The following is a 15,642-nucleotide window of genomic DNA, read 5'->3' on the forward strand; positions in this document are numbered from 1 at the left end:
TGTATATTTATTATTTTACAAGCTCTTCTAAATGTTTTAAAATTTTTACCATGGCTAAAGTATCAAGTTTGCAGTATTCTAGCAAGGCTTGGCGGTAAGCTTTTCTTTCGTTTTCATCCATATTTTGCATAGCTTCAAAACTTTGCATAGCTTCGCTTCCATTGTGGATTAAATTTAAATTTTTATAAGCTTGCTCCATATCAGGGATTAGAGCTGGTAAGACTTTTTTTATAGAATAACTCCCTTGCATTTTATAATGATAAAAATCTTTATTTTGAAAAGGTATCATAAGATCTTTGATGTTTTTTTCTATATTTAACAAATGCTCGCTAAATTCAGGAAAAGCAAGCGCTAAATTCCTTATTACACCTTTTTCAAAGCTTGCATTATAAGCAAGTACGCAAACATCTTTTGGTATATCATTGATCAAATTTCTTACAAGTTCATATCTTGGATCGATCCCACATTCGCTTAAAAATTCTTTATGTTCTAACTTGTCTTTATAGTCTATATGTAAAGAGTATTGAAAAGGAATTTGCATATAAGGTCTTATACCTTTATATTCAGGTATAGCTTGCATAAATGTTTCAAAATCTAAATGATATATAGGATAGGTTAGCGTATCTAAGAATTTTTTGATATTTTCTTTGTTTATGTAGATTTCTTTATTAAGTGAAGCTTTGATTTGAATTTGTTGGTTTTCATTAAAGATGGATGGATCTTTTATATCTTTAAAATTGATTATATTTTTTTGATAGAGTTCAAATTTTTTATTTGCATTAAGCCTTGAAATACTAAAAATATTCTCACTTTCACATAAATTTCTTTGTTTAATCCAACAATACTCATATCCATCGCACTCATAAGGATCAAAACAATGTGTTCCTATGTCTATATTTGGCTCTTCATTTTTACTTAAAATTTCTTCGAAGTATTTTAAATTTTCTTTAACTTGGTTTTGATTTAATAAAACTTCTTTTGTGATATCATTGATCTTAAAAAGTTGATTTATATCAAGAAAATCGCCTCTATAGTATTCATTGTTTAAATGTATCAGATTAACTTGTTTGATTTTATAGCCTAAATTTGATAAAACATAATATTGCAAAGCACAATCATCTATATAAACATCTTTTAAAGATATAGAGCTTTTTACTTCGTTAATGATCATACCATCTTTAGTATTTTGTAAAATATCTATCATGATCAAAATGCCATCATAGCAAAAAGTAGCTTCGTAAATCACTTCTTGGTTATTTTCTAATAGTTTTCTAGTTTGTTCGCATTTTTCATTCAAAGAACTACCTTCAAATTCTATCTTTACTCCATTTGGAAAAAGCTCGCAGGCTAGATCGCCTACCTTGTTACCGGTGCTAAATTTAGCTAAAGCATTTTCATCTGGCACACTCAATACTTCATTTTTGTAAGTTTTCAGCCATAAAGACTTAGCGCATTGTGTGCCTCTTGTGTATCTTGATTTTGAAAAAAACATTATTTACCTTTCTTCGTTGTTTTATTTGAATTTTAGTCTATTTTATTAAAATAGGCTAGAGTATTATTTTTTCAAAGGTTTATCTCACATTAGAGCATAAATTAGTCCGCTTGAAAAAGCAAAGCGTGCTAACGCATTTTGTTTTTATTCTCTTCTTTGCGCTACGGTTTTAAGATTGCTTTTTCTCAAAACTGCAAAAATACTAAGTCCATACCATAATCCTAATGTTATTTTTAAAGGTAGTATTAAAATCATTAGTAATGGATTGTTGCGATTATCTCTTAGTGTTGTGTATGCTATATATAATACAACGCATTCCCATATAAAAGCAATGACACCCATAATCATTAGCGCAGTATCTCTTTCTATTCGCATTAGAAATAATGTCATAAAGATTATAAAGGCTAAAGGCAATACAGCAAATAATCCAACACACAAGCTAAGATCTATTGTATTTCTATATATGACTACCTTGCCTTTTAATCCATAATACACAAGCACTGCAGCTATGATGATATATATTAAGATAGCTATGGTGGTGATTATTGTATTGGTATAATCTTCTTGAGCTATTTTTGTGCTTGTATTGTTATCTATGGTTTTTTCTATTGTTATATCTTGTTGTGCTGTTGTATAATTTACTTCAGCATTGGCAAAAGTAAAGCATATACACATTAACATGCTTAAAATTAAAAATAGTTTTTTCATTTTATTCCTTTGTTTTTGATTTGTTATTTTAAATTTGATTTTTATTTTTTAACACCTCCGTGACTTGATATTTTTATTTTACAATTGTAATTTATTTTAGTGGACTGTATTTGTCTATTTTTGTTTTTTTATTTTGGTATAATTAACAATGCAAATAATTAAGTTATAATTATAAAAATCAAAACTAAGGAAAACAATGAGTGATTTAAAAACTAGTTTAAATGCAATTAAAGATAAAAATTTTGGTTATTTTTTTGATAAAGATGGAAAATGTTATATTTATCATACTAAATTTGGTAGAGAAAGAAATAGTGAAATTAACAAAAATGATGATATTGAATCGAAATTTGAAGATTTAACCAAGAAAATTTATGAAGTTAATAACGATGTATTTGATAAGTTAAAAGGTGCTTTTGGGGAATATTTAAACGATTATAGTAATAAAAGTACTATACATATTAAATTTGATAAAGATGGAGAATTTTTACAAACAAAAAGCAAAATTGTGGATAATTTTAGCGAAACATTTGGTAAAGAAAAAATAGACGAGATAGATTTCAATCAGGGTAATTTTAAAAAAGATATTTTTGAAAAATGGTGGGATAAAAGTATAAATAGTGCTAAAATGCAAGGTAATGCTACGAATTTATTAAAAGATAAAACAAAATTAGTTGATAATCTTAAAAAAATAAAAGATGCTTCAGATAAAAGTAAAGACTTGACACAATTACTCGATATGCTTGAAAATGTAGAAGGTATGAAAGCTACTGCTAGAGAATTAGCATATTTTTTACAATTTAACTTAGAAAGTAATGATAAATTTCCACTTGCAAATGATGCTATGATAAATATGGCTAAATATATCTTTGAAATGCTAAATGAAAATTCAAAAGATGAACTTGAGAAAAGAAAAAAAGAAAATACTTCAAATAATGAACAAGAATATTTTAATTTTGTTTTAGAAAAACTTGAAATACAAGAAAGAAAACATCTTCCAAAATACTATATTTTAGATCAATTTTTAAATTTGATTGATAAGATAAAAAAATCTGATTTGGCTTTAATTACAAAAGATAAACTACAAGGTGATGGTGAAAAATATATAAACAACATAACTGAAAGTGTGTATTATAAACTTTACAAAGCAGCTTATGATTTTGCAAATTTATGTGGCAAAGCAGATATAAAAAGCAATGATTTAGAAGGCTTTAAAAAGCTTTTAAAAACGCATAAAAACATCATTTTTCATGGAATTCCTGGAACTGGAAAAACCTACACTATAGTAAATAATGTAAAAAATATCATTAAAAATGAAAATCAAATGCTCATTACTCAATTTCACCCAAGTTTTTCTTATGAGGATTTTATAGAAGGTATTAAACCTGCAGGGATTGAAAATGGACAATTAAAACTTGAACTTAAAAATGGAATTTTTAGAGAATTTTGTGATAAAGCAAAAGAAGAAGAAAAAGGATTTTCAGAAAAACTCGAAAAAGGAAATTTTAATGAAGCTCTAAGCGATCATGGGTATTTTTTCATAGCTGATGAGATTAACCGTGCGGAATTATCTAGGGTTTTTGGAGAATTACTTTATGCGCTTGAGTATAGAGGAGAAAAAGGCAAGATAAAAACACAATATGCCTCTATGAGAGATGATGAGGATTTTTATGTGCCTGAAAATGTATTTTTCTTAGGAACTATGAATGATTTAGATAAAAGTATAGATAGCTTTGACTTAGCGCTTAGAAGACGCTTTATATGGCAAGAAATGGAGTGTGATTATAATGTAATAAGAGATGAAATTTATGCAAATAATATTGAAGAATACGCACAAGCTTGTCAAAAATTAAACAAAGAAATTAGTAAAAATATAGGTGAAAAGTATCAACTTGGGCATTCTTATTTTCTAAAAATTGAATTTAAAAATGATGAGATTAAAGATAGTGATATGAAAAAACTTTTTAGCAACCGCTTTGAAGCGCTTTTAAAAGAGTATTTAAGAAGCGAATATAGTGAAAAAGAAATACAAACAAACTTGGATATTTTAAAAAAACTTTTTGTTATAGAAAAAAACGATGATAAAAATAAATGATAATAGCTTTATAGAAATAGATCAAAAATCTTCAAGAATACAAGATTTTGATCTGTATTTTGAAGATTTTATAAAAAATGGAAATTTCTTTTCTTTTTTCAATGATGATGAAAAAATTTTAAGCAAAAATACTAAAAATCCTATCATTTCAGTAAGAACGATTGAAGAAAATAAAAGGCAAATTGCTAGTGGAAATTATATAGGAAAAATTTCTTATAATGGTTTGGAAATTGAAATAAATTCCAGGTTTGGCAAGAAGTTCTTAGAAAGAATGCTAAATTATGCTAATGATGTATTTGTTGATGATGTTAGTATTTATCAAGATGTAAAAAAGGAAAGCAATATAAGTGAGTTTATACTTTTTTATATCTTTGTGCAAAAACTTGAAAAAAGTTTTTTGATAGGTTTGCCTAAAAATTATCAAAGTAAAAAATACAACGATTTGCGCTTTAAGGGAAATATTGATATGGTTGAATTTATAAAACACAATATCCCTTTAAAAGCAAAGGTTGCTACAAAAACAAGAGAGCAAATAGAGGATGTGCATATTATTAATGTATTATATAAAGCATTAGAAGTCATAGAAAAGAAAAATTCAGGCTTTTTAAAAAATGTAAAGCATATAAAAACCTATTTAGTGCAAAATAAAAGCGAGCATTGTTTTATAAAAGAAAGTTTAAACAAAGCCTTTTCTAGTAAAGCCTTGAGAAATCAAAACTATCAAAACTACAAAGAGCTTTTAAAATATGCAAAAATGATCATAGAAAGTCAAAATTTCACTAGTAAAAATAAAAATGATCAAAAAAGTTATGGTTTTATCGTTAATATAGCAGAGCTTTTTGAAATTTATATAAGCAAGCTTTTAAGAAATAATTTTGAAGAATATATGGTTGATTCTCCAAAGCTTGAAATTTATAAAAATAGCTTTTATAAACGCTATATAATACCTGATATTGTTTTGTCTAAAGATGATACATATATAGTTTTTGATACTAAATATAAAAGAATGAAAATGGAAGGTAGAAGCCAAAATGGCATGGGAGATTTAGACAGAAATGATTTGTTTCAAATTCATACTTATATGGGGTATTATCAAAAGATAGGCAAGGTGCTTTTAGGTGGACTTTTATATCCTATGCAAGAATTTGAAAAAGCAAAATGCCATAGTGAAAATTCTATCCTTTCATATGAGTATAAATTTATAGTTGATGGAATTTTTCTTGAAGATAGTCAAGATAAAGAAATTACTCTTGAGTATATTACCCAAAAAGAAACGCAATTTATAGAAAGGATCAAAGAGCTACTAAAACAATCATTTTAGTAGCTTAACAAAAGAAATCTTTCTTTCTATATCCTCGTGAGCGATAGAGTTTATTTCTAGTTTATAGGGTTTAAAATTTTTCGTGCTAATATTAGCAAATAAAATATCCAAACTCACATCTAAAAGTTTTTTTAAACCTTTTGAAAAATCATAATCTTTTAAATAAAAATTATTTCTTATCAAATTTTTATTTTGTTTTAAAATTTCTAGCAATTCTTGCTCTTTAATATAAAATAACCCTTCTATAAGCATGTTTTGATAAGGTGAGATGTCGTTGATGTTTAGCACTTTTTTATCTATCCAGCCATTTTTAGGAAAGGCATATGCACTTGCAAGATGATAGAGTTTGCTTTTTGTATTTGTTTCTTTTAATTTATAGTGTATTTTTGCATTATGTTTTATAAAATCAACAACACAAAAATATTTAAAATCCGCATAATTTTGACTTAAAAAATTTTCAAAAGACAAAAGTTTGCTTTGAGTATTTTCATCTAAAAAATATCCATTTTCTAAATGATAGCTTTGGCTTAGTAGTTGTATATTTTCTGTGTTTTGAATTTGTGTTTGGAAATTAAACTCATCATTGTTTGTTTCATATAATGCTTTAATGTGTTCTTTTGCTTTTATATCATTAAATCCAAACACAAAGCTTTTGTGTATTGTTCCTTGAAGTGTTATGTTCATAGTTTTATCCTTTTCATAAAAATCCCATATTGATTTTTTCATCATCTGATTTGAGTTTTGATTCTTTTTCTAATTTTTCTAAAAACTCATCGGCGTTTTTGATTTTAAAAATTTTATTTTGTCTAAGAATTAGCGCAAAATCGCCCAAACAAATATTTTGAAGTCTTAAGAGCCTTTTTGAAATTTGTTTTTTATCAAAGCTTAAATTTAATTCTTTAGCAAAAAATTCAAAAGCCTTTAAAAGCTTTTCTTGCTTTAATGCTTGAAATTCTATCTTTAGATCAAATCTTCTTATGCTAGCTTTATCAAGGTTTTGCAGGTAATTTGTAGAAGCTATGAAAATACCTTCAAAATTTTCCATTTGCATAAGCATTTCATTGACTAAGCTTTTTTCCCAGCTTTTATTTGCTTCATCTCTACTATAAATTAACGCATCGATTTCATCAAGTTGTAAGATAGCATTATCATTAGAAGCTTTTTTGAAAATGTTTGCGATATTTTTTTCATTATTGCCCACAAAAGGATCTAAAATATCACTAAGTTTATAAGAATGTAAAGTTTTATTTAAAACATTGGCTAGTTCTTTGCCAAATTCGCTTTTTCCACTACCTGCTATGCCATAGCTTAAAATTCTCAAACTTGAATTTTTATCGATATTGTTTATTAGTTCTTGTAAATTTAAATCACATTCTATCAAGCTTAAATCGTATTTTTTGTCTTTTTTTGGCATTGAAATGCCGCAAAGTGATCTTGCTTTTAAATTTTCGTTGATCAATCTTACAAATACTTCTTGGCTTTTTCTTTTAAAGATCTTAGCATTGTTTGCACATTTTAAAATAACCCCTTGAGAAAGTTCAGGATGAGAAGCTATATTTTCTATAATGGCTTCATCTATTTTTATATTTTTTTTATTAAATAGCTTTTTTATATTTTGAATTTTCTTTTCTTTAGGCATACTTTCAAGCTCTAAAATCACATCAAAACGTCTCAAATACGCTTCATCCATGTCTTTAGAATTTGATAAAAATACACAAATGCCATTTTCTTCATCTAAGATTTTATTGATTTTTAATTTCTCTTTTAAAGAATCATAGCAAAGACTATCCTCGCACTCATCAAAGACTACCATTTGCTTTTTTGGATTGAGTATCTTTTTAAGTGCGTAAAAATTTGAAATTCTACTTGATTTTTTATCATTTTCGCAATCTTTAACACACAATGCTTCTTTATCAAGCTCTTTAGCTATGAGTGCGCTAAGCTCGTTTTTGCCTACGCCTGCTTTTCCATATATAAAAATATTTCCTTTTTGGCGTTTTTTTAAAAAAGTAATGATAGTATTTAATTCTTCTTGTATATAGTCAAAATCACTCAAATTTAGTCTAGTTTTAGATAAAAAATACGAAAACTCACCCATAAGTGTAGTTTTGCTAATATCTTGAGTGAAAATGCTTTCAAAATTGTTTACATCTATACCAAAGGCATCACTATCATAATAGCACAAGGCATCTAGCTTAAAAAGCATAGAATCATCACTTAAAGCTTTATTGACATCTTTTGGAGTGTGGTTGAAAATTTTTTCTATGATCTTTTTGCCCAAAGCAGTGCTATAACCTTGGTGTAAAGCAAATCTACCTTTGTTTGCATAGTAAAAAAACGCAAACACATCACATTCTGCTTGAGTAAAATTTAAGTATTTTTTAAGATAACTTAGATTTTTCTTTAAAAAGCTAGGATAGATAAATTTGGAGTATTGTTTATAGATAAAACTAGGGATTTTATTATCTTTTTCTAGTGTATCTTCAAATTCGCTGTAAAAATCTTTTTTGATTTGTTTACTGTTTGAGAGCATTTGTGCGTGTAGTGAGATGACTTTTACATTATGTGAGTAATAATCAAAATCCGCAATGTAAGTAAGGGTAGAAGTATTTGTTTGCATTATAAACCTTTAAACTAAGATATATAATGCAATTATAAACAAAATAACTAGACTTTAGTTGTCTAGTTATGAAAAATTATTTGTTGTTTTGTTTTCTAATAAGTCTTTATAGAAATTTTTAACACTATTACTAAAATAATTTTCAAAATTACTAGCACTTATCATATCGCTTTTTGTATTGTTGCAAATACAGCAGGCTAAAACACAATTTTCTTCATTGTAGCCTTTATCTGGATTTAGCCTTTCAATTTGCAATGAGCTATTAAAAGATGGTTTTTTGGAAGTTATAAGTTTGTTTTCAAATAGATTTTTTAATTTTTCTTCATCGATACCGCAATAATGACATTTTAGTTTACTTTTACTTTCGATTTTTAAATACGCTTTTTCATACCACATAGCAAAATTTTTCATATCTTTAAATTTTTCTTCAACTATTTTATCGATTGCACCAAATTTTTCATTTTCATCTTTTATATCTTTATTGATTTTATATTTTTTTCTTACCACTTCATAATGATTTTTTAAATTTATCACATCGTTTATGCAGTTTAGTTTTAATTCTACTCTTACCATTTCTTCAATGTTAAGATTGTATGCTTTTGCTTTGATTAGTTTTTTTGTAATTTCCTTACTTCCAAAAACACCTTTTAAATAAAGCTTTAGAAATTTCTTTTTAATATCATCGTTTAATTGATTGATAAATTCAACTCTTTCTTGATTTTCCATTTTTAATCCTTTAAATAAATTTAATCATTGTAAAATATTAGCACTAATGCAATGCAAAGCACCACCTTTTTTGATAATAGGCTTTAGATATACACCTATGATTTGCTTGTCTTTATAGATGTTTTGTAAAAAGCTTAAAACTCTCTCATCCTCATCAATATTATAAGTTGGCACAAAAATCACCTTATCAAACTCTAAAAAATTTAAATACGCACCCCATTTGTATTTTTGCATAAATTCTTTAGAATAGCTCATTTTTGTAACCTTAAAATCTTTTAAAGCGGTATGTAATTTCTCAAAAAATTGCACATTTTCTAAAGAAAAATCATTGATTAGCACATGATCTTTGCTTATAAATCTTACCATACTATCGCTATGCGCATATCTATCATAAGCTAGTCTTGGTAAAAAGACTATGTGTTTTAAATTTAGACTTTGTTTTAAAGTATGGATAATGCTTTCCTTGCTAAATGTTGGATTTTGGCTAAAAATTTTCTCACACATAAAGGCAATATCATGTTTTCTTATGAAATTACCTCCATCAAGGATTAAATTTAAGTGATTTTTTAGAGGTTTTATAGTGGTTTTTAAATGTGGATAATTTCTAAGATAATCAGGATCATAAATATAACTTGTCGCTGTATTTTCATACACTAAAGGCATGAAATCTCTTAACCATATATCATTACTTGGTATTTCTTTAAAAGCGATGTTAAATTTAGCAAAATTTTGCACAAGATTTTGATAAATTCTTTTATGTTTTGATGATAAAAGTGTAGAAATGGCTATCATTCATCGCTCTTTTGCATGCTTAAAACTAACAACTCATCATCATAAATAATGTCATATTGTAAGATATCTCCCCAAAGCTTTAATTTGCCTTGTGAATTTTCATAATGCTTTATAGCTAGTTCTTTGAGCTTTTGCATGATTTGCGTTTTATCAAGATAGAGCATATCATTGCTAATAGTAAATTTAAGCACGCGTAAGTGAGATAAAAACATCAAAGTATGCAAAGGCTCGCTTTTACGTTTAAAATTTGTTTTTATGATGGCTTTTGCTTCTTGTAATTTTATGTGTTTATCTTTTAATAAAACATTTTGTTCTAAAATTGAATTTAAAATTTCTTTATCTAAGATAAAATCAAATTTTTGCATAAATTCCAAAGAGGAATTTACCATATCATAATGTCCTTTTAAAAGCCATTCTTGTATGCTTTCGCATTCTAAAAACAAAGTTTTTGTTTTGGTAAATTTTTCTACATTGTTATAACCAAATTTCTTTGCAAGCAAAGTCTCATCGGTGTGAGTTAGGATGTGTTTCATGGTTTGAAGCATTTTTAATCCTTTTTGAATGATTTGAAAAATCATAGCTAAAAAAAGCAGACAATGGTAGTCTATATTTTTGTAGTATAATTGTGAAAATTATTTTAAAGGCATTGTGAATGAAAAATTTTATTGAAGAATTATTAAAGGTTAATGATAAATTTGAAGAAAATACCAAAAAAGGCATGAGTGATATAAATATTTTCGAAGCTTTGGGAGTTGAGTATAAAGAAAACTATCATTCTAAATTTATAGCTTATTTGATCGATCCGCATAGTGATCATTATCAAGAGCTTTTTGCAAATGAGTTTTTAAAAAAGCTTGGAAGATACACAAAAGCTAAGAAATTTAAAAATCTTACAGCCCATGACATAGAAAGCGTAGAAACAGAAGCTTGTGCTAAAGATAATAGAAGAATCGATATACTCATAAGTTTAAAAGATAAAAGATATATCATCATAGAAAATAAACTTTATGCAAAAGATCAACCAAATCAACTCAAAGACTACATAAAACACATAAGAGAAAAAGTTAAAAACATAGATGATTTTCATGAAAATATACTTACTATTTATTTGCATAAAAATGAAGATACCGAGCCTAGCAAATATAGCTTAGGCATAAAAAATGGATTTAAAATAAATGATGATCTTATATATGATAGCAATGATAAAAAAATGAGTTTTTATCTAAAAATGGATTATAAATGGATAAAAGAGTGGATTAATGCTTGTATAGGTGTGTGTGAGAATAAAGTTAAAAACAATGAAATTGATAAAAAATTTAAAAATGATATGCAAAATGTGATTTTTACTTTAAATCAGTATAAAACTCTTTTAACTTGGTATGTAGCTATAGATGATTATGTGGCTAAAGATTATGTCATGGAATTTTTGAAATCGAGCAAAGAAAATTTAAACAATGCTACAAATTTATATAGATATACTAAAAATAAAAGTGATTTTAAAGATGTAGATAATGATAAATATAAAAAAGCAAAAGAAATAGTAAGAGAGAAATGGGATGAAATTTGTGAAGAATTAATGAGTGAATTTATGGATAAACTCGAAAAGAAATTTAAAAACAAAAAAATAAGAAAAAATATTTTTCTTGTGGAAAAATACCATGATAAAATCAACTCAACCAAAAATTTCTTTACTATTTATCATGAAAAAGATATAGACGGCACTATAATACCAACATTTAATTTATACTTTTGTGGCAAAAATTATAAAAATTTGCGTATTAATTTTTGTATTACTTATTATTATGAAAATGATGAAGAACGCAAAGAATATGATGAAAAAATCAAAAATTTTAAATCAGCAATACAAAAGATAATACAAGAGATAAAAAATCAAAATTTAAATATCTCGAAAGCTAGTATATTTAAAAAAATAATTTTAGGTGAAAAAAATCAAGATATAGATTATGAATTTATTTATGATATGATTGACTATGATAAAACCACTAAGGATGATAAATTTAAAACTATAGAAGATTGTATTTATAATGAGATAAAAAATTTTATAGAAAACGACACGATTAAAAAAGCTTTAAATGAAGCTAAAGAAGTATTAAAATTTGACAAATAAGCAATCATTTGCTTATTTGATCAAGGTATTCTCCAACTACTTCTTTGATTTTATTTGCTATAAAATCAGGTTCTAAAACCTTTACATAAGGTATGTAATAATACACTAAAGGTAAAATTTCCATTTCATGAGTTATCTCAAGCTCTATTTCTATGGAGCCATCTTTGTCTTTACCAGTGATGATTTGTGAATTTAGAGGCTTTCTTTCAAAGTATTTTCGTATCGGTTCTTCTACTAAAAGCCTTACCGTAAAAGGTTTATCAAGACTAAACCATATAGAATTTACTCTTTGAAGTTTTACTTCTAAACTCTCATTGGTTTGAAAATGCTCTTGGGTTAGGGTGATGTTTTGGATATTTTTTAAATAAAATTTTTTGAAAATATCACGTTTTTTCATATCAAAAGCAAGCAAATACCAAAATCCACTAAAAAAAGCTAGTTTTAAAGGTTTTACTTGGAAAAGTTTATTTTCATATTTAAAGACAATTTGTGTTTTGGTGCTGATGGCTTGTTCAAGAATTTGAAAATTGCTTAAATCTTTTTCTTCCAGCTTTTCTGCATCTAAACTAGTATGGATGGGATTAGAAATGTTTTGAGAAAGTTTAGAAAGTAGGGGATGAGCCTTAGCATAAAAGCTATTTCCAGCACTTTTTGCCATGGTATCAAGCACTTCAAGGATTATTTTTTCATCATCTTGCTCTTGAGTGTCTTTGCTTGTATCGATACGCCATTTTCTTCCATTTTTAATAAGCCCCATAGGCTCAAAAACCCCTTGCATATCTCTTTTTATGGTTTTAGCACTTACATTGAGTTCTTGAGCTAGTTCTTTTATGGTTATGCCATTTTCAGACTTTACTAATTTTTCATATAAAACTTCAAGGCGTGTTAGCTTGGAATTTGCAATGTATTTTTTAAGATCTTTCATGATTTTTCTCTAAATTTTTTCAAAATATTAACAACAATTGCTTTATAAACAAATAAAGTCTAGTTTATAAACGCTACAAAACTTATAGTTTGGAAATGAAAGTTTATTTAGAAAACAATGTTTGAGAGTAAAAGATGATAAATATGTAATTATTAAAATACAAAAGGTTGTATTTTACTAGGTTTAACTAAGAGTGATGAAAGTGTCGGTCAAAGCAGACAAGCTTGTAAAAAATTATATGATTTGCTGCTATATCAGCAAGATTTATCAAATATAAAATTAGAAATCACGAATAAATTTTAGAAAGGAGATAAAAGTTTAAGTAGGCCAAAGGTGGTATTCTAGCTCCCCTTTTTAAGGGGAAATCAAAGCTAATAAGCCTTGACTATAATTATACAAAGTAGTATAATTATTACTAGAATTTTATGGTTCAATTTAATCACCACCTAATTGAGTGTTGATTAACACCAAAGGCGGCCACCTTTGGTGTTCCACCCTTTTAGATTATACTCAAATCTTACTTAAACTTCTAAAATAAGAAATGATAAATCTTTTATTTAAAACACAAAGCTTTATATCGCTTTAGCTCTAATGTTTATGCTTAATGTATTTTTATATCTTAAGTTAGATAGCACTAAAGCAAAATTAGAAAAAAGTCAAAGTGATTTAAATTTAGCTTTGGGTGTAAATAATGAACTCACAAAAATTACTCAGGAGCTTAAAATAAGACACGAACAAGAATTAAAAGCACTCTTTTATGCAAATACTCAAAAAAATCAAATCAAAACAAGGGTTGATGATGTTAAAAACTATATATCCAAAAGCAATGAAACTAACACCACTAAGCTTTTTAATGCTATGCTTGATAGGCTGTGGGAGCAAAACACAAGTACTAACCAAAATACAAATTCAAAAAGTGCAAATACCAAATGAGCTTTTAGAATTTGATAGAGCGCATAAACCTATAGTGCAAGATGAAAAAGATATATTAAAAGCTTATAGTGAGCTTTTTTATCACTATAAGCAATGTGAGATCAATATGGATAAAATTAAGGAGTTGAATGAGTGAGTAATAGTTCTGATAAAACGCATTTTTTAATTTTAGTTCTATTTTTTATTAAAAGTTTCTTTTTAACTTTATATTCATTTTGATTAATAAAATCATTAAATGCTCGAAATAGATTATTTGAATCTATTATTTTTAAGTATTTTTTATAATCGGACATACTAATACAATTTTGAGAATATTTCATAGATTCATTAGCTGGAAGGCTAAAAAAATAAATAAAATCCTTGTAAAATTGATTGTTGTTTTTAAAACAATCAATGATAGATTGATGTGTATAAGTATTAAAATTATCTATTTGAGGATTATGAAATATTGTAGTATTGGAGTTTTGACTATATTTAAAAATTTTTTCTGTTCTACAATCTGTTTTGTGAAATTTTCTAGTATTTTCGTAAAATTCTGCATATTTAGGCTGAATAGCAATCAGTTTTCGTAATCTTTTAAAAGAAGTTAAATTGTCATTGCTTTTAATAAAAAATTTTATGATTTCATCTGTAATATCTAGTTTTTTATTAGTTATCCTTTTATATAAATAAGCAAATTGTAAAAATCTTTCACAATAAAAATCTCCTTTAAAATTATCCCAAGAATATTTATCTTTAATAGGTAAAAGCATTTTCGCAAGATCTTCTATTGCTTTACTACACTCTATATCATTGCTATTATTGCATTCATGAAGCATATTGCAAATATTGTTAAAATGCTTATTTATTGAGCTTTTAAGACAACTAGTGAAATCATAATTTATTTTTTCTATATCTGCTTTATCTATAGTAAAAAAGTTTTTCATATAATTTGATGTTATGATATACATATTATTAGCATTTTTAGGAAAGTTTTTTGGTGGTATATAATAATCTAATATAGCTTTTAATATATCTAAATAGTAGTGATTTAAAATATCTATAAAATTATCATGATTTTCTTTATTGTAAAATTTCATGAAACATATATCGTTGAAATGGTTTATATGTTCTAATGATTTTAGCAAAAGCCTTAAGTTGTTATTTAAATGGTCTTTATAATGTGTAAAAATAATATTTTTTAAATCATCTTTTAAGGCTTCATCTTGTATTTTTAATTTTTCTATAATAATATCTTTGGCAATTTCGTTATTGTCTTTTATGATATATTCCCAATCAATAACTTTTTCTTTGTATTCTTGATACCAGTCTTTAGTATCTTGTTTATCCTCTTTATTATTATTATTATTATTATTATCTGAATTGTTATCTTGTTTTTTATTATTATCTGAATTATCATCTTGTTTTTTTAACTCATCTTTATTGAGAATCATAACAACATTACATTCTTTTTCTTCTTTAAGTAAATTTACAAGTCCTAAAATTTCTTTCAAAGGAAGATTGTCAGATCTTCTTTCTATGTTATCAAGACATACAACGATTTTTTTAAAATCTTCTTTTTTTAAAAAGGAAAAAATAACATCACTATCTATATTTATTAAACCACCGCTTGTGCCTTTAATTAAACCTTCTAATCCTTTAAAAGTTTTTTTTGTAATATTATTATAATTTCCATGTAAACTTACTACTATTTCTTCTATTACTTGTTTATAGCTTTCTTTGCCAAAAAGATCTATATAGATAACTTTTTTATTATTAAAGTTTAAAGTAATTTCTTTTTCTATTTGTTTCCAAAAATATGTTTTTCCACAGCCCCAAGACCCCAAAATAACCAAACATTGTTTTTCTTTTGATATTAAATATTCACTAGTTTTTGTAACTTTATAATTTTCGCTTACAACTTTT

General features: G+C 26.0%; 13 protein-coding genes and 1 pseudogene. 5 read left to right on the forward strand and 9 right to left on the reverse strand.

Annotation, left to right across the window (positions count from 1 at the left end; genetic code table 11):
• Positions 1–10 precede the first annotated feature (10 nt).
• Both L8W55_RS04835 and L8W55_RS04840 read right to left on the reverse strand, forming a co-directional pair.
• The gene (locus tag L8W55_RS04835; protein ID WP_263677597.1) at positions 11–1,492 is read right to left on the reverse strand and encodes a DUF2779 domain-containing protein; all 1,482 of its coding nucleotides are present in this window, start codon (positions 1,490–1,492) and stop codon (positions 11–13) included.
• A 144-nt stretch (positions 1,493–1,636) separates the two neighbouring features.
• Positions 1,637–2,200, reverse strand: coding sequence for a hypothetical protein (locus L8W55_RS04840; protein WP_263677598.1), 564 nt, complete (start codon positions 2,198–2,200; stop codon positions 1,637–1,639).
• 196 nt (positions 2,201–2,396) lie between these two features.
• Here L8W55_RS04840 and L8W55_RS04845 point away from each other — a divergent pair, with 196 nt between their 5' ends.
• Positions 2,397–4,292 (forward strand): McrB family protein, encoded by a 1,896-nt coding sequence (locus tag L8W55_RS04845; RefSeq protein ID WP_263677599.1) that lies wholly within the window; start codon positions 2,397–2,399, stop codon positions 4,290–4,292.
• Positions 4,276–5,613 (forward strand): McrC family protein, encoded by a 1,338-nt coding sequence (locus L8W55_RS04850; protein WP_263677600.1) that lies wholly within the window; start codon positions 4,276–4,278, stop codon positions 5,611–5,613. Before L8W55_RS04845 ends, L8W55_RS04850 begins: the two co-directional genes overlap by 17 nt.
• Here the strand turns inward: L8W55_RS04850 and L8W55_RS04855 are convergent.
• The 5 genes from L8W55_RS04855 to L8W55_RS04875 all read right to left on the reverse strand — a co-directional run bounded on the left by L8W55_RS04855 (position 5,605) and on the right by L8W55_RS04875 (position 10,296).
• Positions 5,605–6,297, reverse strand: a complete 693-nt coding sequence (locus tag L8W55_RS04855) for a hypothetical protein (RefSeq protein WP_263677601.1) — start codon at positions 6,295–6,297, stop codon at positions 5,605–5,607. The two genes, L8W55_RS04850 and L8W55_RS04855, sit on opposite strands and share 9 nt — an antisense overlap.
• A gap of 13 nt (positions 6,298–6,310) precedes the next feature.
• Positions 6,311–8,233 carry an AAA family ATPase gene (locus tag L8W55_RS04860; RefSeq protein WP_263677602.1) on the reverse strand — a complete coding sequence of 641 codons (1,923 nt, stop codon included), beginning with the start codon at positions 8,231–8,233 and terminating at the stop codon, positions 6,311–6,313.
• A gap of 66 nt (positions 8,234–8,299) precedes the next feature.
• The gene (locus L8W55_RS04865) at positions 8,300–8,959 is read right to left on the reverse strand and encodes a hypothetical protein (protein ID WP_214127325.1); all 660 of its coding nucleotides are present in this window, start codon (positions 8,957–8,959) and stop codon (positions 8,300–8,302) included.
• A gap of 24 nt (positions 8,960–8,983) precedes the next feature.
• Entirely contained in the window at positions 8,984–9,751 is a 768-nt protein-coding gene (locus tag L8W55_RS04870) for an agmatine deiminase family protein (protein ID WP_263677604.1), read from the reverse strand.
• Positions 9,748–10,296 carry a hypothetical protein gene (locus L8W55_RS04875; protein WP_257938780.1) on the reverse strand — a complete coding sequence of 183 codons (549 nt, stop codon included), beginning with the start codon at positions 10,294–10,296 and terminating at the stop codon, positions 9,748–9,750. Before L8W55_RS04875 ends, L8W55_RS04870 begins: the two co-directional genes overlap by 4 nt.
• A 107-nt stretch (positions 10,297–10,403) precedes the next feature.
• Between L8W55_RS04875 and L8W55_RS04880 the strand changes: the two genes are divergently transcribed.
• A complete protein-coding gene (locus L8W55_RS04880; protein ID WP_263677607.1) occupies positions 10,404–11,879 on the forward strand; it encodes a PD-(D/E)XK nuclease family protein in 1,476 nt (491 codons plus the stop codon).
• 4 nt (positions 11,880–11,883) lie between these two features.
• On the opposite strand, the gene L8W55_RS04885 is transcribed toward L8W55_RS04880, so the two are convergent.
• Positions 11,884–12,804 (reverse strand): helix-turn-helix transcriptional regulator, encoded by a 921-nt coding sequence (locus L8W55_RS04885; protein ID WP_263677608.1) that lies wholly within the window; start codon positions 12,802–12,804, stop codon positions 11,884–11,886.
• Positions 12,805–13,345: 541 nt separating this feature from the next.
• Here L8W55_RS04885 and L8W55_RS04890 point away from each other — a divergent pair.
• Positions 13,346–13,737 (forward strand): annotated as a pseudogene (locus L8W55_RS04890) (hypothetical protein).
• Positions 13,721–13,873: a hypothetical protein gene (locus L8W55_RS04895; RefSeq protein WP_263669761.1), complete on the forward strand. Its 153-nt coding sequence runs from the start codon at positions 13,721–13,723 to the stop codon at positions 13,871–13,873. Before L8W55_RS04890 ends, L8W55_RS04895 begins: the two are co-directional and overlap by 17 nt.
• Here the strand turns inward: L8W55_RS04895 and L8W55_RS04900 are convergent.
• The coding region (locus tag L8W55_RS04900; RefSeq protein ID WP_263677610.1) for a KAP family NTPase at positions 13,854–15,642 on the reverse strand (1,789 nt) is incomplete at its 5' end. The two genes, L8W55_RS04895 and L8W55_RS04900, sit on opposite strands and share 20 nt — an antisense overlap.

It is taken from the genome of Campylobacter sp. FU_520 (genome assembly GCF_025772385.1).
GTDB lineage: Bacteria > Campylobacterota > Campylobacteria > Campylobacterales > Campylobacteraceae > Campylobacter_D > Campylobacter_D lari_C.

Bases quoted from the DNA above. Each gene is read 5' to 3' on its own strand.
- L8W55_RS04860 (WP_263677602.1), bottom strand. From the start codon at position 8,233: ATGCAAACAAATACTTCTACCCTTACTTACATTGCGGATTTTGATTAT.
- L8W55_RS04855 (WP_263677601.1), bottom strand. From the start codon at position 6,297: ATGAACATAACACTTCAAGGAACAATACACAAAAGCTTTGTGTTTGGA.
- L8W55_RS04835 (WP_263677597.1), bottom strand. From the start codon at position 1,492: ATGTTTTTTTCAAAATCAAGATACACAAGAGGCACACAATGCGCTAAG.
- L8W55_RS04885 (WP_263677608.1), bottom strand. From the start codon at position 12,804: ATGAAAGATCTTAAAAAATACATTGCAAATTCCAAGCTAACACGCCTT.
- L8W55_RS04865 (WP_214127325.1), bottom strand. From the start codon at position 8,959: ATGGAAAATCAAGAAAGAGTTGAATTTATCAATCAATTAAACGATGAT.
- L8W55_RS04875 (WP_257938780.1), bottom strand. From the start codon at position 10,296: ATGCTTCAAACCATGAAACACATCCTAACTCACACCGATGAGACTTTG.
- L8W55_RS04880 (WP_263677607.1), top strand. From the start codon at position 10,404: ATGAAAAATTTTATTGAAGAATTATTAAAGGTTAATGATAAATTTGAA.
- L8W55_RS04845 (WP_263677599.1), top strand. From the start codon at position 2,397: ATGAGTGATTTAAAAACTAGTTTAAATGCAATTAAAGATAAAAATTTT.
- L8W55_RS04840 (WP_263677598.1), bottom strand. From the start codon at position 2,200: ATGAAAAAACTATTTTTAATTTTAAGCATGTTAATGTGTATATGCTTT.
- L8W55_RS04850 (WP_263677600.1), top strand. From the start codon at position 4,276: ATGATAAAAATAAATGATAATAGCTTTATAGAAATAGATCAAAAATCT.
- L8W55_RS04870 (WP_263677604.1), bottom strand. From the start codon at position 9,751: ATGATAGCCATTTCTACACTTTTATCATCAAAACATAAAAGAATTTAT.